The organism is Blattabacterium cuenoti, from assembly GCF_014252375.1.
Taxonomy (GTDB): domain Bacteria; phylum Bacteroidota; class Bacteroidia; order Flavobacteriales; family Blattabacteriaceae; genus Blattabacterium; species Blattabacterium cuenoti_AH.
Genome location: NZ_CP059221.1, coordinates 58,643 through 77,334 on the forward strand (window position 1 = coordinate 58,643; position 18,692 = coordinate 77,334).

The window sequence follows — 18,692 nt, forward strand, 5'->3', positions numbered from 1 at the left end:
TACCAATGATTAATAAAGAAAAAAAATTTTCAATAAAAAAATTTTTTAGTGAAAAAAGTTCAAGAAGAGATTTTCTAAAATGGATTGGATTCAGCACTGCATCAGTTACTTTAGCAGCTTGTAAAGGCCCAGTTATAAAATCAATTCCTTATGTAGTAAAACCAGAAGAAATTGTTCTTGGAGAACCTATTTATTATGCATCTACTATGATAGACTCTTTTGACATAGGATGTGTTTTGGTAAAAACGAGAGAAGGTAGACCAATAAAAATAGAACCTAATTATAAATCTACATATTTTAATAATGTTTCAGTTAGAATACAATCATCTTTATTGTCACTTTATGATGAAGAAAGATTAAAATATCCATATATAAAAGGAAAAAAAAGTAATTGGGAATCTATAGATGATTATATAATTAATAATTTAAATTTTTTTAAAAAAAAACAAAAAAAAATTATTTTTATTACTCCATCTTTACCAAGTTTTTCTACAAAAAAATTAATTAACGATTTTAAAAAAAATTATCCAAATACAGAATGGATTATATATGATCCTATATCATATTCAAAAGCTTTAAATGCATCTAAAGAAATATTTGGAATACGTAATTTTCCTTTTTTTAACATAAAAAATATAAAACTAATAGTATCATTTGATGCAGATTTTTTATTGGATTGGTATCCTGGTAGTATGGTAAAATATTATACAAAAAATAGAGATCCTAATAAAAATATGTTAAAACATATCCATATTGAAAGCAATATGTCTTTATCAGGTTCTAATGCTGATATACGTATTTCAAAAAAACCATCTGAAATAAAAAAAATGTTATTTAATCTTTATCAAAAAATTGTATTAGGTAAAAATAATATAATGGATAAAGAAACAATAAAAATTTATAATCTAATTAAAAAATTTGGAAATGAAAGTGTAATTTTTTCTGATGGAGATCAAGAATCTTATGAATTATCATTTTTGATAAATAAAGAAATAAAAAGTAACGCTATAAATCATAATAAGTTTTTTTTATCAAAAAATAGTGATGATGATAAATTTAAATTTTTTGTAAAAAATTCATATAATAAAAATATTGGTGCATTATTTATTTATGATTTAGATCCTATTTATAGCCTTCCATATCCATTGTCTAATAAATTCAGAAAATTAATAAAAAAAACTCCTATGACAGTTTCATTTTCTATGAATAAAAATGAAACTAATAAATTAACAGATATAATTGCGCCTATTCCTCATTGGCTTGAATCCTGGGGGGATACTAATCCAATCTCTAACTATTATACTCTTATTCAGCCTACTATAAAAAATATTTTTAATACAAGACAATTTCAAGATTCTTTAATAATTTGGGGAAAAATAAAAAATAAAAACTATTATCAATACTTAAAAAATGAATGGGAAAGTAATATAATACCAAAATCGAATTATTCTTCTTTTAATGAATGTTTATTTTATGGATACTTGAATACTAAAGACAACAATAGTAGTAATACTATAATAAGTAATAAAAATCATTATAAAATAAAACATATAAAAAAAATTAATAAAATAAATAATAATTCATTGGAACTTAGGTTATATACAAAAGTAAATATGGGGGATGGAAATCAATATAACAATCCATGGATACAAGAATTTCCTGATCCAATAACAAGAACTACTTGGGGTAATTATTTAACTATATCAGACTTTGATGCTAAAAATAATAATTTAAAAAATTGGTATAAAACAGATGGAACATTACATGGAAATTGCGTTGATTTAATAAAAGATAATAAAATTTTTATTAAAAATATTCCTATATTTATTCAACCAGGACAAAGTAATGGATCTATAGGTATTGCTCTAGGATATGGACAAAAAATAGGAAAATTATCAAATTTATGTAATGGAAAAAATTCATATGTAATTTATAAAAATTTCAATATTAACCAATATAATATATACATAAAAAAAACGAATAAAATACATAAATTTGCTTGTATACAATTACAAAATACTTCATTAAATAGAAATTTAGTAAAAAAAACTAATCTAAATACATTTTTAAATTTCCCCAAAAATGTTTGGAATAAAAAAGAAGAAGAAAAAATTTCTAATAAGTTTTTAGATAAAAATAAAGAAATTAAAGGGCATCATTTCAATCTTTCTATAGATTTAAACTCATGTATAGGTTGTGGAACTTGTGTAATTGCTTGTCATTCAGAAAATAATGTACCAGTTGTTGGAAGAAACGAAATAGAAAATTCTAGAGATATGCATTGGATACGTATTGATAGATATTATTCAGATAATACTGTAAATAATTATGATAATAGCAATAAAAAAGAGAATATTAACGTTTTTAATGTTAATCCTAAAATATCTTTTCAGCCAATAATGTGTCAACACTGTGAATATGCACCATGTGAAACAGTTTGTCCAGTAGCTGCTACTACTCATAGTACACAAGGACAAAATATGATGACATATAATCGATGTGTAGGAACTCGTTATTGTGCAAATAATTGTCCTTATAAAGTTAGAAGGTTCAATTGGTTTGATTACGCAAATAATAAAAAATTTGATTTTAACATGAATAATAAATTAGGAAAAATGGTTTTAAATCCAGATGTTGTTATTAGAAGTAGGGGGGTAATGGAAAAATGTTCTTTGTGTATTCAAAAAACTCAATATTCTATTGGAATAGCAAAAAAAGAAAAAAGAAAAGTAAAAGATGAAGAATTTGAAACAGCATGTAGTATATCATGTCCAACAGATGCAATAACATTTGGTGATATTAATGATAAAAATAGTAAAATTTCAAAAAAATTAAATAATTCAAGATCTTATAAGCTTCTTGATTTTATAGGGATTAATCCTAATGTTAATTATTTATTAAAAATAAATAATATAGAAAATGATGAATAAATTAAAAAATGTTTAATTATAAAAAATTTCATAGAAATAAACTGATTAAAGGAGAAAAAAAAATACAAGATATAACAAATGATATTATAAATCCTATAATAAATAAAGCTGGTAAACTATGGTGGATTTCTATATCAATATCTATTTTAGCATTTTTGTGGGGATTAATATGTATTATATATACAATAACAACTGGAATTGGAGTATGGGGATTAAATAGAACAGTAAATTGGGCATGGGATATTACTAACTTTGTATGGTGGGTAGGAATAGGTCATGCGGGAACATTGATATCAGCAGTATTATTATTATTTCGTCAAAAATGGCGTTTATCTATCAATCGTTCAGCAGAAGCTATGACAATATTTGCTGTAATACAAGCTGGATTATTTCCTATTATACATATGGGAAGGCCATGGAATGCTCATTGGGTATTACCAATTCCTAATCAATTTGGATCCATTTGGCCTAATTTTAATTCACCTTTATTATGGGATGTTTTTGCTATTAGTACTTATTTTTCTGTATCTACTGTATTTTGGTTTATTGGGTTAATACCTGATTTTGCAATGATAAGAGATAAAGTCTCTGATCCATTTCAAAAAAAAATATATTCTATTCTTAGTTTTGGATGGAATGGAAGTGCTAAAGAATGGCAAAGATTTGAAGAAATTTCTTTAATATTAGCTGGTTTATGTACACCATTAGTTTTTTCTGTACATACAATAGTATCTTTTGATTTTTCTACTTCAGTTATTAAAGGTTGGCATAGCACTATTTTTCCACCATATTTTGTAGCAGGGGCTATATTTTCTGGATTTGCTATGGTTCAAACATTATTAGGTGTAGCTAGAAAAGTTCTTTCTCTAGAAAATTATATTACTAGAGATCATATTGAATATATGAATATGATAATACTATTTACAGGAGGTATTGTGTTATTAGCATATATAACGGAATATATTATGGCATGGTATTCAACTAGTCCTTTTGAAGAGTTTATATATTTTTCAAAAAAAGCATCAGAAGGACCTTTTTGGTGGGCATTTTGGTCATTAATATTTTGTAATATTATTATTCCTCAATTTTTATGGATTAAATCAATAAGAAGAAGCTTTTTTTGGTCTTATGTAATAGCAATAATTATAAATATTGGTATGTGGTTTGAAAGATTTGACATTATTGTTCTTAATTTAAGCCATGATTATCTTCCATCTTCTTGGACTGGATTTATTCCATCTTTTGTAGATGTAGGAATATTTATAGGAACAATTGGATTATTTTTTACTCTTTATCTAATATATATACGTGTTTTTCCTGTAATATCACAATCAGAATTAAAAACAATTTTGAAAAAAACTGATGAACAATAATTATTGTAATTTATTGGCATTATATGATAACGAAACTATTCTTATAAAGAATATTAAAATTTTAATTAAAAAAAATAATTGTTATATAAATGATATATACTCTCCATATCCAATTCACGGATTAAATAAATTAATAAATTTAAAAAATACTAATCTATCTTTTTTATCTTTTATATATGGACTATTAGGATTTTTATTTTCTATGATTTTAATATGGTATATCATGATTTTTGATTGGCCACAAAATATTGGAGGAAAGCCTTATTATTCATTTATAAAAAATTTACCATCTTTTATTCCAGTTATATTTGAGTTAATAATATTTTTTTCTGCACATTTAATGTGTATAACTTATTTATTTAAATGTAAATTGTATCCTGGATGTAAGGCAAAAAATCCAGATCCAAGAACAACAGATTATATTTTTTTAATAAAAATAAAAATATATAAAAAAAATAAAAATAATATGGAAAAATTTTTATTAAAAAATGGAGCAATAAAAGTTAATTAAGTTAATTAAACAATAATGATAAAATATATTTATTATTTTCTTTTTTCTATACTATCAATAATAATTATTTTAAATTTTTTTATTTTCAATAAAGAAAATCCAAGAGTAGTATATATGCCTGATATGTATTATTCTAATGCATATGAGCCATATTCTGATCCAGATTTTATAAAAAAAAATAGTAAAAATGTTGACACTACAATTTTTAATAATAGTACTTCATCACTTTATCCTGTAAAAGGAACAGTGTCAAGAAAAAAAAATTATGATCCAACATCATATCTAATATCAATTAAAGGTAAAGATTTTTCAAAAAAAATAAAAACGTCTCCATTATTAAAAATAAATAATATAAATAATATTTTAAAAGAAGGTAAAAAATTATATTATATAAATTGTTCTATTTGTCATGGAGAAAAAGGTGACGGTCAAGGATTTTTAGTAAAAAATGAAAAAATTTTAGGAGTACCTGATTATAAAGATAGAGAATTAACTGTTGGAAGTGTATACTATGTTGTTACATATGGAAAAAATAATATGTCTTCTTATTCCTCACAACTAAATGAAGTAGATAGATGGAAAGTATCTGAATATGTTATGTATTTAAAAAGATAAAAATAATTTTATCAATTATGTATAAATTTTCTAAAAATTATAAAAAGTTTATTATATCAATTATAACATTTGGAATTATTTTAATGTTATATAAATGTACTGAATTTAATGAAAAAAAATTATATACTAGTTTATACATATCTTCTATATATTTTTTTTCAATATCTATAGGATCATTATTATTTTTATCTATACAAAATATTTCAAAATCAGGATGGTCAATAATATTTCATATAATTATGGAAAAAATATCATCTTTTATTCCCTATGGATTAATTATTATATTTATCATTATACTAATTAATATATTTTATTCAAATAAACCAATATTTAATTGGATGAATAATTATTTATATAATGAAAAATCTATTTATTATGATGAAGTTTTATCTAAAAAAAAGCTGTACTTAAATATCCCATTTTTTTTATTAAGAAATATTATTTATATGTTAGGATGTACATTTTTTTATTTGAAAATAAAAAAAATATCTAATACTTTAAATATTTGTTATTCATTAAATTTTTATAAAAAATTATATTATAATTCTCTTTATTTTATAATATTTTTTTTTATTATTTCTACTTTTATATCTTGGGATTGGATAATGTGTATTAATCCATATTGGTTTAGTACTATATTTGGATGGTACTTTCTAAGTGGTATATTAATTAATGGAATCTCTTTTATTACTATTGTTTCTATTTTTTTAAAAAAAACTGGAAATTTTAATTTTTTTAAAAAAAGTCATATGAATGATTTAGGAACATATATTTTTTCTGGTAGCCTATTATGGAGTTATTTTTGGTTTTCTCAATTTCTTCTTTATTGGTACGGTAACATTCCAGAAGAAATATCTTATTTTTTTAAAAGGGAAACATTATATTATAATATTCATTTTTGGATGTTAATTCCAAATTTTTTAATTCCATTATTTCTTATAAGTAGAAAAAATAAATGTAATTCAAATATATTATTATTAATATCAATAATAATATTAATAGGACATTATATAGATTTATATAATTTAATATATCCATTATTATATAATATAATGTCATTTGGTATATATGAATTAAGTTCTTTTTTTATAATAGGAGGGGTATTTCTATATATATTATTATTAAATTTAGATAATAAAAAATTATATTTTATTGAACATCCTTACTTTAAAGAAAGTAAGGAACACAATAATCATAATTTATAATTTATTACTTTTTATAAAATTAATTATTGATTTATTTGATCCAAATATAGTTAATATATCTCCTTCTTGTAAAATAGTTTTACCAGTTATTAATCCTATAACATTTTTAGTTGAACGTTTTTTGTTATGTGAAACATTTATTTTATCTCTAATTATAGTAATTATTAAAATAGAATATTTTTGTATTAATTTTATATTTTTAACTGTTTTACCACTAAAAGAAAAAGGAGAAAATATTTCAGCAATAGAATGTTTATTGTCTACTTGAAAATAATCCAAGGCATAATCAAAAGATAATTGTTTTGTTAATCTAAAAGCTGCATCTTGTTCTGGATGAACAACATTTTTAATCCCCATCGCATCTAATATAGTATCATGTATCTTTGATAAAGATCTACTTATTATTTTAAGATGTTTGTAATTTTTTTTTAATATCGCAGTTGTAACTATTGATGATCCTTCATTTTCTCCTATTGCAACAATACCTAAATTAGCTTGGTTAATAGGTAACATTTTGTATGATTCTTCATTATTAGCATCCATACATATAACATTAGCAATATGATTTTTTAATGAATCAACTTTTTCTATTTTATTATCTATTCCAAAAACCTCATGTCCATTATCAGTTAAACTAAGTGCTAAAGCTCTTCCAAAATTTCCTAATCCAATAATTATAATTTTCATATTTACTTTTTAATTAATTATAACATTTTCTTTAGGAAATTTATAATAATTGATATTAATAATATTTCTTTTTAATAAAAAAATCATTATATTTATAGTTCCTATTCTTCCTAATAACATTAATAAAATTAATACCAATTTACTTCCAATAGATAAACTATATGTTATTCCTAAAGATAAACCAGTTGTGGAAAAAGCAGAAATAACTTCAAAAAAAATAGATAAAACATTTTTGTATGGATCAAAAAAAACTATTAACAATACACCCATATAAATAATTATTATAGAAAGCATTATAATAGCAAAAGATAAACGAATAGATTTAGAAGAAATTTCTCTTTTCTGTATTTCTAACCTATTTTTATTTTTAGATAAAGAAATAATGTTAAGTAATGCTATTGCAAAAGTAACAGTTTTAATTCCACCTCCAGTAGAAGAAGGAGAAGCACCTATCCACATTAAAAACATAGTAAATAAAATGGTGAAAGAATTAAAATTTTTTAAATTTAAAATATTAAAACCTGCTGTTCTAGCATATGTGGAAGAAAAAAATGATACAATCCATTTTCCAAAAAATGATGAATGTTCTGATAATGAATTACTATATTCACTAATATAATAAAAAATAGTTCCAAAAAATAAAAGGTAAAAAGTAGTTAATAAAACTATTTTTGTATTCAATGTAACTATATGTACTGGATTTCTTATATTTTTATTAAAAAATATTTTATAAATATATTTTTTAAATGTTAACCAAATAAATGTAAAAAAATTAAATACTATATTAAAACCTATTCCTCCTAAAATTATCAAAAATGATATTACTAATTGAAATAAATAATTAAATCGAATAGTTTCTGAATTTAATCCATTGTCAAGTGTAGAAAATCCACTATTACAAAATGCAGATATAGAATGAAAAATAGAGAAAAAAAATATATCTACATTAGGTTTTAACATTTTATTAAAATATGAATTTCTGTCAATAGTAAAATAAATTAATAACGATCCTACTAATTCTATTATTATAGTAAATAATACTACTTTTACAGCAAAAAAAAGAACATTATTAGTTGTTTTAGTATTTAGAAAATTACTAGCAAAAATTGCTTCTTTAAATGAAAAATTTTTTTGGAAAAAGAAATTAAAAAAAGAAGTTATAGTTAATATACCAAGACCTCCTATTTCTATTAGTGTTAATATTATTAATTTTCCAATAAAAGTAAAATCTTTTGATGTATCTAAAACAACAAGTCCAGTAACACAAACAGCGCTTGTAGAAGTGAACAATGCATCTATGAATGATATATTATATACTGTTGCTCCTGGTAACATTAATAATATAGATCCTAAAATGGATAAAAAAATAAAACTAATAATAAATATAAAAATTGGATTATGTATTTTTACATATATTCTTTTCATTATATATGCAGTTCTAATTACGATATAAATTATTATACTAATAATAGAAAATATTTTAACGTATGAATATATATTATTATTAAATAAATTTTTTATAAATAAAATAATTGGTATAGTTAATACAAATATTGATAAAAAGATCATTGATTTATAATCATTTTCTATTCTTCTATCAAAAAAAATAAGTAGATGTAATATATTTATTATAGATATTGTTATTATAATATTTTTTACGTTAAAAAAATTAAAAAAGTAAGATTCTCCCCAACCTAAATAAAAAATTATATAAAAAAATATAATTGGATACAATATTTCTATAATATTCCTAAATATTCTCAAAATTGTAAAGAATTTAAATTATAAATATATAGGGAAAAAATTATTTATATTATTAAATTTATTTTTGCAAAATTTATTATATGATATGCTTGACATATGATAAGCAGATAAATTTACTTTTAAAAAAGTATACTTATTTAGTTCTTTTAAATTAAAATTACTTACTATATATATTTTATGATTTGTAATTTTAAGAAAATTAATTTTTTTTCTAATAGAAATAGGATAAATCATATTTTTATATGAATCGAACAATGTAGTATAAAAAAAATTTTTTTTTGCATATATCATTGGAATTATTAATGTATTTTTTTTATCTTTTATTTTATTAATATTTATACTTTGAACTAATATAGATAAACTATCTATTGATAATAAAGGAATTTTTAATGACATACATAAGCCTTTTGCAGCTGATATTCCAACTCTTAAAGAAGAATAAGATCCTGGACCTATATCTACACAAATAGATTTAATTTCTTTTAATTCTATCATTGATAATTTTAAAGCATATTGTATAAATTTGTGTAATTTTTCTGAATGTAAATAATATTTTGAATTTTCTTCTACAACTGTTATAACTTTTCCTTTTTTCGATATTGAAATCGAACAATTTTGTGTAGAAGTTTCTAAATTTAGAATTAAAGACATATAAATATTTTTTAAAAAATTTTTTTATTATGCAAGTAGATAATATAATTAATTATATAATTTTTTGGTTAAAAAAATATATAAAAAACTCAAAATCAAATGGATTTATCATTGGAATATCTGGAGGAATTGATTCATCTGTAACATCTTTATTAACTGCTAAAACAAACTATCCTACATTATTATTAGAAATTCCTTTACTTAAAAAAGAAAATAATCTTTCTGATAAACATGCTAAATATATGTTATCAAAATTTTCAAATGTTAATTATATAAAAAAAAATTTGTGTGATTTTTTTAATTTTTTTTGTAAAATTTTTAATATTAATAGTGTTAAAAGTAATTTAGCGTTAGCAAATGTACAATCTAGGATTCGTATGTTAACATTATATTATTATGCTAACTTAAAAAATTATTTAGTTGTTGGTACAGGGAACAAAATTGAAGATTTTGGAATTGGATTTTTTACAAAATATGGAGATGGGGCTGTTGATTTACAACCTATAGCAGATTTAAATAAAAGTGAAATACAAATTATCGCTAAAAAATTAAAAATTTTAGATGAAATTCAAGAATCTATCCCAATGGATGGTTTATGGAAAGATGAACGTACTGATGAAGAACAAATAGGAGTTTCTTATAAAGATTTAGAATGGGCAATGAAGGTAGAAAGTAAGAATTTAAAATATTTTTCAAAAAAAAAATATAATATTATAAAAAAATATAAATATTTACATAATAAAAACAAACATAAAATTATTCCAATTCCTGTTTGCAATATTCCTAATTACATGAAATAATTATATTAAATTTTTTAAAATATTATGCTTAAGTAATAATATATGTCAGAAAAAATAAAAAAAAATAAACTATCAAATAATGATACTGAAAGAAACAATAATACAAAAAATTTAAAAAAAATAATAAAAATAGAAAAACATTTTTTTCAAATAATGAAAATCCTTGGTTTAGATATGAATAATGATAACTTAAAAAAAACACCTAAACGTGTTGCTAAAATGTTTGTAGAAGAAATATTTAGTGGTATTATTCCTGAGAATATGCCTAAAACTTCTGTATTTGAAAATAAATACAAGTATAGACAAATGATTATTGAAAAAAATATCACAGTATATTCTACTTGTGAACATCATTTTCTTCCTATAATTGGTAAAGCTCATGTTGGATATATATCTAGTGGAAAAATAATAGGATTATCTAAAATAAATAGAATAGTAAATTTTTATTCTAAAAGACCTCAGGTTCAAGAAAGATTGACTGTCCAAATTGTTGATATATTAAAAAATATATTATCCACTAAGGATGTAGCTTGTATTATAGAAGCAAAACATTTATGTGTTAATTCACGTGGAATAAGAGATATAGATAGTAGTACTATTACTACTGAATTAACAGGTTTATTTAGAAAAAATTCTAAAACTAGAAATGAATTTTTTAATCATATTGGATTTTTTTCTTTAAAAACATGATAAAAAAAGGAACTATATATATATACAATTCTTTAACAAAAAAAAAAGAATTATTTAATCCTATTATAAATAATTATATTGGAATGTATGTTTGTGGGCCTACAGTATATAATCATTTACATTTAGGTAACTATAGAACATTTATAATATTTGATATTGTTTTTAGATATTTTAAGCATTTAGGATATAAGATTCGTTATGTAAGAAACATTACAGATGTTGGTCATTTAGAAAATGAAATTGATTATGAAGATAAAATAATAAAAAAATCTCGTAAAGAAGGAATAGATCCTATGGAAATAGTTAATAAATATACAATATCATTTCATAAATTTTTAAATATTTTAAACATATTATCACCAAATATAGAACCAACAGCTACAGGTCATATTATTGAACAAATAGAATTCATTAAAAAATTAATTACTAATAATTACGCTTATGAAATAAATGGATCTGTTTATTTTGATTTAAAAAAATATATAAAAAAATATTCTTATGGAATATTAAGTAATAATAAAATAAACAAATTATTATATGAAAAAGAAAATATTTTAAATAAAGAAAAACGTTATCCTTATGATTTTTGTCTTTGGAAAAAAGCAAGTAATAAACATATTATGAAATGGAAATCCCCATGGAATTATGGATTTCCTGGTTGGCATACAGAATGTGTAACAATGAGTACAAAATATTTGGGGGGTGTTTTTGATATTCATGGTGGAGGAATGGATTTAAAATTTCCACATCATGAATGTGAATTAGCGCAATCTAATGCTTTTTATGAAAAAATTAGTAATGCTAGATATTGGATGCATACAAATATGTTAACTATTAATGGGAAAAAAATGAGTAAATCCTTAGGAAATAATTTATCTATAATAGATATATATAATGATTATTCTCCAAATATTTTTAAATTATTTATTTTACAACATCATTACAGAAGTGTTATTGATTTTTCATTAGAAAAATTAAAAGAAACAAAAAAAGGATATATAAAAATAAAAAATACAATTGAATTAATAAATAATTTTATTCCAACAAATAATAAATATTTTGAATTAAATTTTAATGTATATAATTGGATTAATAAATGTTATAAATCAATTAACGATGATTTTAATACACCAATGTTAATTTCTAATATATTTTATGCTTCTAATTTTATTAAATTAGAACTTTATAATATAAATAAAGTTAATTTTTTTTTATTAAAAAAGTATATTAATTATTTTATATTTGATATACTTGGATTATCTAAATCAGAATTAACAAAAAATAATTTAGAGTATAAAAAATTTAATATTTTAGTAAAAAAATTAATTCTTTTTAGAAAAGAAATGAGAAATAAAAAGAACTGGATTATATCAGATAGATTACGAAAAGAATTATGTAATATTGGTGTAATAATAAATGACGAAAAATTTTCATAGAGAAAAATTTGATAAAGAATCATTTAAATCATTTATTAAATCTTCTACATTTTCTATTCCTATTGACAAACGAATAAGAGAATCTTCTATTCCTACCTTTTTTCTTATATTTGGTGGTGTAGATTTATGCGTCATAGTTGCAGGATGACAAATTAAACTTTTTGTACCTCCTAAGCTTTCAGCTAATTTAAATATTCTTGTTGATGAAACAAATTTTTTAGCATTATATATAGTATTTTTATATAAACTAAAAGAAATAATACCTCCAAAATATTTTTGTTGTTTTAATGCAATTAAATAGTTTTTATTACTAGACAATCCGGGATAATAAACTGTTTTTATAACAGTATCTTTTTTTTTCTCTAAAAAACGTGCAATTTTATAAGCATTATAAGATTGTTTTTTCATTCTTAAAAATAAAGTTTGACATCCTCGTATAGTTAACCAACAATCCATTGGAGATAATATACCTCCTGTTGAATTTTGTATATATTTTAACTTTTCATATAAATTTATATTTTTTACAGTAACTAATCCAGCCAATACATCAGAATGTCCTGATAAATATTTAGTTGCACTATGTATAACAATATCTGCTCCTAATTTAATTGGATTTTGTATAACAGGAGATGAAAAAGTATTATCTACTACAATTAGTATATTATTATTAATTTTTTTTGAAATTTCACATATTTTTTTTATATCTGAAACTTTTAAAGTTGGATTGGTAGGAGATTCTATCCATATTAATTTTGGATTTTTCAATTTTGAAATTAATGAAATTAATTTATCCAAAATAGTCATATCTACATAATGAGTTCTAATTCCAAATTTTTCATATAAATTTAGTAATCTAAAAGTTCCTCCATATATATCATCTACTGCTATTATTTCATCATTATATTTTAATAATTTTATTGTTGCTTCAATAGATGCTAATCCAGAAGAAAATGCTAAACTGCCAAAACCATATTCTAATTTTGTAATTAATTTCTCTAAAATTTTTCTTGTAGGATTATTAGTTCTTGTATAATCAAATCCTTTATGAACTCCTGGAGAATTTTGCACATTAAGTAGATGTCTGATATATTGGAGTAGAAATTGCACCAGTAAGAGGATCTGATTGTACTCTTTGAATAAGTCTTGTTTCTTCCTTCATAAATTAATTTTTTAAATTATACAAATTTACTATTTCAATTTTGTAAAAAATAAAAATAATTAATATTAAAAAAAATATTTTAATATTAGTTAAATCATCTATTAAAAAACATAAATTTGTTTATATATATAATAATAATGATTATAAGATCAATTAAATTAATTTTTATTTATTTTATTATATTATTTAATAATAATAATTATGAAAAAAATAGCGATATAAATATATCTGATATTATTTTTCATCATATTAGTGATTCACATAATTTAAATTTTTCTAAAAAAAAAAATATTTATATTCCATTACCTATTATATTATGGAATAATGGATTAGAATTATTTTTATCATCTAATAAAAAAATATTTAAAGGTACTAATGGATATTATCGATTATTTAAAGAAAATATTTATATAACTAATAAATATGGGACATTAAATTTTATTAATGGAAGTCCATCTAATAAAAAACCATTAGATTTATCTATAACTAAAAATGTATTATATACTTTTTATTCATCTATTTTATTAATACTTATTTTTATTTATATGAAAAATAAATATAATAACAAATTAAAATTAAATTGGAAATTTGGATCTTTATTAGAATATATTATAATATTTATTAGAGATAAAATAGCAATTCCTTATATAGGAAAAAATATGTATAAAAAATATTTAAAATTTTTATTATCTTTATTTTTCTTTATACTAATAAATAATTTATTAGGTATAATCCCAGGATTTCCAAATATTACTGGTAATATTAATACTACATTTTCTTTATCTTTAATTACATTTTTTATAACAATTTTAAATAGTAAAAAATATTATTGGAAACATATACTTTGGATGCCAAAAGCTCCTATTTTAGTAAAACTAATGTTAGCCCCTATAGAATTAATATCATTATTTATACGTCCATTAACATTATGTATTAGATTATTTTCTAATATAATGGCTGGTCATATTTTAATTTTAAGTTTTATTTGTCTTATTTTTATATTTAAAAATATTTTTGTTATTGGATTTTCTATATTTTTTGGTTCTTTTATCTCTCTATTGGAAATTATGGTATCATTTTTACAATCTTTTATATTTACAAATTTGTCTGCATTAATGATAGGTATGTCTATTAAAAAAGATTATAACAATTAAAAAAATATAAATATTATGGATAATATAGATTTAACATATTCAGGTCTAGCAGCATTAGGAGCTGGTATAGCAGTTATAGGCGCTGGACTAGGAATAGGAAGAATTGGTAGTTCAGCTATGGAAGCAATAGCTAGGCAACCAGAAGCATCAGATAAAGTACAAAATGCTATGATTATTGCTGCTGCTTTAATTGAAGGAGCATCGTTATTTGGAATAGTTACAGCATTACTTGCTGTATTTAAATAATAATTTAACAATGGATATAACTACTCCTTCTTTTGGATTAATATTTTGGAATATTATAATATTTTTAATATTAGTATTCATTCTTTCCAAATTTGCTTGGAGTCCAATTATTGATTTTATTGATAAAAGAGAAAAAAAAATAATTGATTCTATTGAAAAAGCAAATTTATTAGAACACAAATTAAATGAAATAGAAAAAGAAAAAAATATTATTTTAAAAAATGCTTATGAAGAAAAAGATAGAATTATAAAAGAAACAATTAAAATAAAAAAAAATATAAAATTAAAGGCAATAAAAGATGGAATAGTAGAAAAAAGAAATATAATAAAAAATTCTAAAAAAATTATTGATGAAGAAAGGGAAAAATCTTTCAATTTATTAAAAAATGAAATAAAATCTATATCAATTATAATAGCAGAAAAAATATTAAAAAAAGAATTAGAAAAAGATATTAAACAAGAAAGTTTTATTAAATTTTTAACTGAAAAATACAAATAAATAACTTTTTTTAATGGAAAAAGTAGTTAAACATTATGCTATTACTCTTTTTGATATAATTGATAGTGATAGCTCAAAAAGTAAATATCATATTAATATAATAAATTTATATTTTTTTTTACAAAAAAATTATTTTTTTGAAAAAATAATTTCTTCTAATTTTATAAAAAAAAATAAAAAAATAATAATTATAAAAAATATATTTAATAATATTTTTATATATAATTTTTTAAAAATTTTAATAATTAATGATAGAATTTTTTTATTAAAAAAAATTCTATCAGAATATAAAAAAATATATAATATAAAGAAAAAAAATATTATCAAATGCATATTAATTACTGCAGTTCCAATAAATAAAAAAATACAAAAAATGATAGCAAGAAAAATAATAAATGATAAAAAAAAAGAATTTATTATAGTTAATAATATAAATAAAGATATTATTGGAGGATTTTTATTTATTAATAAATATAGAGAATGGGATTTCAGTATAAAAAGATGTCTTAATGAAATTAATAAAAAAATATAAATGTCAGACATAAAATATTCTGAAATATCTTCAATTTTAAAAAAACATTTATCTGATTTCGAAATAGAATCAAAAATATCTGAATATGGAATAGTGGTTCAAATTGGAGATGGAATAGTTAGATCTTTTGGTTTAGATAATTCATTTTATGGAGAAATAGTAGAATTTGATAAAAATAAAATAAAAGGAATAATTTTAAATCTGGAAGAAGATCATGTTGGTATTGTATTACTTAATTCTTCACGATGTACAATAAAAGAAGGAGATATTGTAAGAAGAACAAAAAAACCTTTTTTTATTAAAGTAGGAGAAGGATTATTAGGACGTGTTATTAATACATTAGGAGATCCTATTGATGAAAGAGGACCCATAAGTGGAAATTTATTTGAAGTTCCAATTGAAAGAAAAGCCCCCGGTGTAATTTATAGAGAACCAGTAAAAGAACCGTTACAAACTGGTATAAAATTCATAGATTCTATGATACCTATAGGAAAAGGGCAAAGAGAGTTAATTATTGGAGATAGACAAACTGGTAAAACATCTATAGCTATAGATACTATTATTAATCAAAAAAAATTTTTTAAAAAAAATCCTGTTTATTGTATTTATGTAGCAATAGGACAAAAAGGTTCAACTATAGCTAGAATAAAAAAAATATTAGAAGAAAATGATGCAATGGATTATACTGTTATAGTTTCTTCTAATGCAAATGATCCTGCATCAATGCAGGTTTATGCCCCTTTTTCTGGTACTGCTATAGGAGAATATTTTAGAGATATAGGTAAATCTGCCTTAGTTATATACGATGATTTATCTAAACAAGCTATCTCTTATAGAGAAATATCCTTATTGTTAAGAAGACCACCTGGAAGAGAAGCATATCCTGGAGATGTGTTTTATTTACATTCACGTTTATTAGAGAGATCATCTAAAATTATAAAAGATAAATCTATAGCTGAAAAAATGAATGATATACCAAAATCTACAAAAATGTTTGTAAAAGGAGGTGGATCATTAACAGCTATTCCAATTATAGAAACACAATCAGGAGATATTTCAGCTTATATACCAACTAATATAATTTCCATAACTGATGGACAAATTTTTTTAGAAAAAGAATTATTTAATTCAGGAATACGTCCAGCAATAAATGAAAGTATTTCTGTATCTAGAGTAGGAGGTAATGCACAAATTAATTCTATGAGAAAAATATCTTCAACTTTAAAATTAAATCAAGCTCAATTTAAAGAATTAGAATCATTTTCAAAATTTGGGTCAGAATTAGATTCATCTACTATGAAAATTTTGAAAAAGGGAAGAATAAATGTAGAGATATTAAAACAAGAAGAATTAAATCCATATGAAATTTCTGATCAAATTGCAATAATTTATATTGGAACTAAAAATATACTAGAAAATATTTCAATAAATAAAATAAATATTTTTGAAAAAAAATATTTATTTATTTTAAATAAGAAATATAAAAAATTATTAGAATCATTAAAAAACGGTATCATTAATAATGATATATCTAAAAAATTAGAAAATATAGCTTTAAATATAGTAAAAGATATAAAAGAAAACGATAATTATTCTAATGTCAAATTTAAAAGAGATTAAAAAAAAAATATATTCAATTGATTCAGTTATCAAAACAACCGAAGCAATGAAAATGATTTCTATATCAGAACTTAAAAAATATAAAAAATTTTTAAATCATATTATTATATATATGGATTATATGAAATCATTATTTATAGATTTGATAAAACTAGAGAAAAGAAGTTTTTTACTAAAAAAAAAAAAAATTGGAAAAAAATTATTTATATTATTTACCTCAGACAAAGGACTATGTGGCTCTTTTAATAATTTAATTTTTGAAAAATTAGGAAAAATATGTAGAGTTATTAAAGAAAAAAATTTTTTATTTTTTTCTATAGGGAAAAAAGGAATTGATTTTATATATGAAAAAAAATTAAATAATTATTGGGATTATACTTTTTCAATAAAAAAAATTAAAATTTTTGTAAAAAAGATAATAAATGATTTTTATACTAATAAAGTATCATCTATATACTTAATTTATCACAAAAATATAGAAAAAAATATTTTTATAGAAAAACTATTACCAATAGTTTTTAATGAAAAAAAATATTTAAAATTTAGTATAAATCCAATTTTAGAATCATCATCAAAAGAAATATTTAGATATTTTATTAATAATTTTATTGAAATAAAATTAAAAAAAGTTTTTTTGGAATCTATATTATGTGAACATACATTTCGTATGATTTCTATGAATAAAGCAACAGAAAATTCTTATGATATTAAAAGAAATTTGATATTGAATTATAATAAAGAAAGACAAAATACTATAACAAAAGAAATATTAGAAATTATAAGTGGATTAGAATCAGTTAAAACAAATAATTAATAATAT

17 protein-coding genes and 1 pseudogene are annotated in these 18,692 nt (G+C 20.7%); 14 read left to right on the forward strand and 4 right to left on the reverse strand.

Going from position 1 to position 18,692, the window contains the following annotated elements; genetic code table 11:
- The first annotated feature begins 5 nt into the window (after positions 1–5).
- The 5 genes from H0H34_RS00260 to H0H34_RS00280 are packed head-to-tail and all read left to right on the forward strand — an operon-like array spanning position 6 to position 6,634.
- Positions 6–2,930, forward strand: coding sequence for a 4Fe-4S dicluster domain-containing protein (locus H0H34_RS00260; RefSeq protein ID WP_185873347.1), 2,925 nt, complete (start codon positions 6–8; stop codon positions 2,928–2,930).
- Between the two features lie 8 nt (positions 2,931–2,938).
- A complete protein-coding gene (gene nrfD / locus H0H34_RS00265; RefSeq protein WP_185873348.1) occupies positions 2,939–4,303 on the forward strand; it encodes an NrfD/PsrC family molybdoenzyme membrane anchor subunit in 1,365 nt (454 codons plus the stop codon).
- On the forward strand, positions 4,293–4,814 hold the full coding sequence (locus H0H34_RS00270; RefSeq protein ID WP_185873349.1) for a DUF3341 domain-containing protein: 522 nt from the start codon (positions 4,293–4,295) through the stop codon (positions 4,812–4,814). Before nrfD ends, H0H34_RS00270 begins: the two co-directional genes overlap by 11 nt.
- Before the next feature lie 15 nt (positions 4,815–4,829).
- A complete protein-coding gene (locus tag H0H34_RS00275) occupies positions 4,830–5,429 on the forward strand; it encodes a c-type cytochrome (RefSeq protein WP_185873350.1) in 600 nt (199 codons plus the stop codon).
- Between the two features lie 17 nt (positions 5,430–5,446).
- Positions 5,447–6,634, forward strand: coding sequence for a hypothetical protein (locus H0H34_RS00280; protein ID WP_185873351.1), 1,188 nt, complete (start codon positions 5,447–5,449; stop codon positions 6,632–6,634).
- Here H0H34_RS00280 and H0H34_RS00285 read toward each other — a convergent pair.
- The 3 genes from H0H34_RS00285 to tsaB are packed head-to-tail and all read right to left on the reverse strand — an operon-like array spanning position 6,629 to position 9,736.
- The gene (locus tag H0H34_RS00285; protein WP_185873352.1) at positions 6,629–7,321 is read right to left on the reverse strand and encodes a potassium channel family protein; all 693 of its coding nucleotides are present in this window, start codon (positions 7,319–7,321) and stop codon (positions 6,629–6,631) included. The two genes, H0H34_RS00280 and H0H34_RS00285, sit on opposite strands and share 6 nt — an antisense overlap.
- Positions 7,322–7,330: 9 nt before the next feature.
- Positions 7,331–9,085, reverse strand: a complete 1,755-nt coding sequence (locus H0H34_RS00290; RefSeq protein ID WP_317167293.1) for a TrkH family potassium uptake protein — start codon at positions 9,083–9,085, stop codon at positions 7,331–7,333.
- An 18-nt stretch (positions 9,086–9,103) separates the two neighbouring features.
- Entirely contained in the window at positions 9,104–9,736 is a 633-nt protein-coding gene (gene tsaB, locus H0H34_RS00295; protein ID WP_185873353.1) for a tRNA (adenosine(37)-N6)-threonylcarbamoyltransferase complex dimerization subunit type 1 TsaB, read from the reverse strand.
- Between the two features lie 29 nt (positions 9,737–9,765).
- Between tsaB and nadE the strand changes: the two genes are divergently transcribed.
- From nadE to cysS, 3 genes are read left to right on the forward strand one after another with little or no spacing between them, the layout of a single operon-like run.
- On the forward strand, positions 9,766–10,536 hold the full coding sequence (gene nadE / locus H0H34_RS00300; RefSeq protein WP_185873354.1) for an NAD(+) synthase: 771 nt from the start codon (positions 9,766–9,768) through the stop codon (positions 10,534–10,536).
- A gap of 42 nt (positions 10,537–10,578) precedes the next feature.
- The gene (gene folE, locus H0H34_RS00305) at positions 10,579–11,226 is read left to right on the forward strand and encodes a GTP cyclohydrolase I FolE (protein WP_185873355.1); all 648 of its coding nucleotides are present in this window, start codon (positions 10,579–10,581) and stop codon (positions 11,224–11,226) included.
- Positions 11,223–12,662, forward strand: a complete 1,440-nt coding sequence (cysS, locus tag H0H34_RS00310) for a cysteine--tRNA ligase (RefSeq protein WP_185873356.1) — start codon at positions 11,223–11,225, stop codon at positions 12,660–12,662. The genes folE and cysS overlap by 4 nt, the downstream gene beginning before the upstream one ends.
- On the opposite strand, the pseudogene H0H34_RS00315 reads toward cysS, so the two are convergent.
- Positions 12,657–13,821, reverse strand: a pseudogene (locus tag H0H34_RS00315) (trans-sulfuration enzyme family protein). The gene cysS and the pseudogene H0H34_RS00315 sit on opposite strands and share 6 nt — an antisense overlap.
- Before the next feature lie 137 nt (positions 13,822–13,958).
- Here H0H34_RS00315 and atpB point away from each other — a divergent pair.
- From atpB to H0H34_RS00345, 6 genes are read left to right on the forward strand one after another with little or no spacing between them, the layout of a single operon-like run.
- Positions 13,959–14,975 (forward strand): F0F1 ATP synthase subunit A, encoded by a 1,017-nt coding sequence (atpB, locus tag H0H34_RS00320; RefSeq protein WP_185873357.1) that lies wholly within the window; start codon positions 13,959–13,961, stop codon positions 14,973–14,975.
- Between the two features lie 15 nt (positions 14,976–14,990).
- Positions 14,991–15,221 carry an ATP synthase F0 subunit C gene (gene atpE / locus H0H34_RS00325; protein WP_185873358.1) on the forward strand — a complete coding sequence of 77 codons (231 nt, stop codon included), beginning with the start codon at positions 14,991–14,993 and terminating at the stop codon, positions 15,219–15,221.
- Positions 15,222–15,231: 10 nt separating this feature from the next.
- Positions 15,232–15,720, forward strand: coding sequence for a F0F1 ATP synthase subunit B (gene atpF, locus H0H34_RS00330; RefSeq protein WP_185873359.1), 489 nt, complete (start codon positions 15,232–15,234; stop codon positions 15,718–15,720).
- A 13-nt stretch (positions 15,721–15,733) separates the two neighbouring features.
- A complete protein-coding gene (locus H0H34_RS00335) occupies positions 15,734–16,252 on the forward strand; it encodes a F0F1 ATP synthase subunit delta (protein ID WP_185873360.1) in 519 nt (172 codons plus the stop codon).
- Positions 16,253–17,872, forward strand: coding sequence for a F0F1 ATP synthase subunit alpha (gene atpA / locus H0H34_RS00340; protein WP_185873361.1), 1,620 nt, complete (start codon positions 16,253–16,255; stop codon positions 17,870–17,872).
- Positions 17,850–18,686, forward strand: a complete 837-nt coding sequence (locus H0H34_RS00345) for a F0F1 ATP synthase subunit gamma (protein WP_185873362.1) — start codon at positions 17,850–17,852, stop codon at positions 18,684–18,686. The genes atpA and H0H34_RS00345 overlap by 23 nt, the downstream gene beginning before the upstream one ends.
- Positions 18,687–18,692: the final 6 nt, after the last annotated feature.

Coding starts and splice junctions, on each gene's coding strand:
- H0H34_RS00260 (WP_185873347.1), top strand. CDS start 6: ATGATTAATAAAGAAAAAAAATTTTCAATAAAAAAATTTTTTAGTGAA.
- nrfD (WP_185873348.1), top strand. CDS start 2,939: ATGTTTAATTATAAAAAATTTCATAGAAATAAACTGATTAAAGGAGAA.
- H0H34_RS00270 (WP_185873349.1), top strand. CDS start 4,293: ATGAACAATAATTATTGTAATTTATTGGCATTATATGATAACGAAACT.
- H0H34_RS00275 (WP_185873350.1), top strand. CDS start 4,830: ATGATAAAATATATTTATTATTTTCTTTTTTCTATACTATCAATAATA.
- H0H34_RS00280 (WP_185873351.1), top strand. CDS start 5,447: ATGTATAAATTTTCTAAAAATTATAAAAAGTTTATTATATCAATTATA.
- H0H34_RS00285 (WP_185873352.1), bottom strand. CDS start 7,321: ATGAAAATTATAATTATTGGATTAGGAAATTTTGGAAGAGCTTTAGCA.
- tsaB (WP_185873353.1), bottom strand. CDS start 9,736: ATGTCTTTAATTCTAAATTTAGAAACTTCTACACAAAATTGTTCGATT.
- nadE (WP_185873354.1), top strand. CDS start 9,766: ATGCAAGTAGATAATATAATTAATTATATAATTTTTTGGTTAAAAAAA.
- folE (WP_185873355.1), top strand. CDS start 10,579: ATGTCAGAAAAAATAAAAAAAAATAAACTATCAAATAATGATACTGAA.
- cysS (WP_185873356.1), top strand. CDS start 11,223: ATGATAAAAAAAGGAACTATATATATATACAATTCTTTAACAAAAAAA.
- atpB (WP_185873357.1), top strand. CDS start 13,959: ATGATTATAAGATCAATTAAATTAATTTTTATTTATTTTATTATATTA.
- atpE (WP_185873358.1), top strand. CDS start 14,991: ATGGATAATATAGATTTAACATATTCAGGTCTAGCAGCATTAGGAGCT.
- atpF (WP_185873359.1), top strand. CDS start 15,232: ATGGATATAACTACTCCTTCTTTTGGATTAATATTTTGGAATATTATA.
- H0H34_RS00335 (WP_185873360.1), top strand. CDS start 15,734: ATGGAAAAAGTAGTTAAACATTATGCTATTACTCTTTTTGATATAATT.
- atpA (WP_185873361.1), top strand. CDS start 16,253: ATGTCAGACATAAAATATTCTGAAATATCTTCAATTTTAAAAAAACAT.
- H0H34_RS00345 (WP_185873362.1), top strand. CDS start 17,850: ATGTCAAATTTAAAAGAGATTAAAAAAAAAATATATTCAATTGATTCA.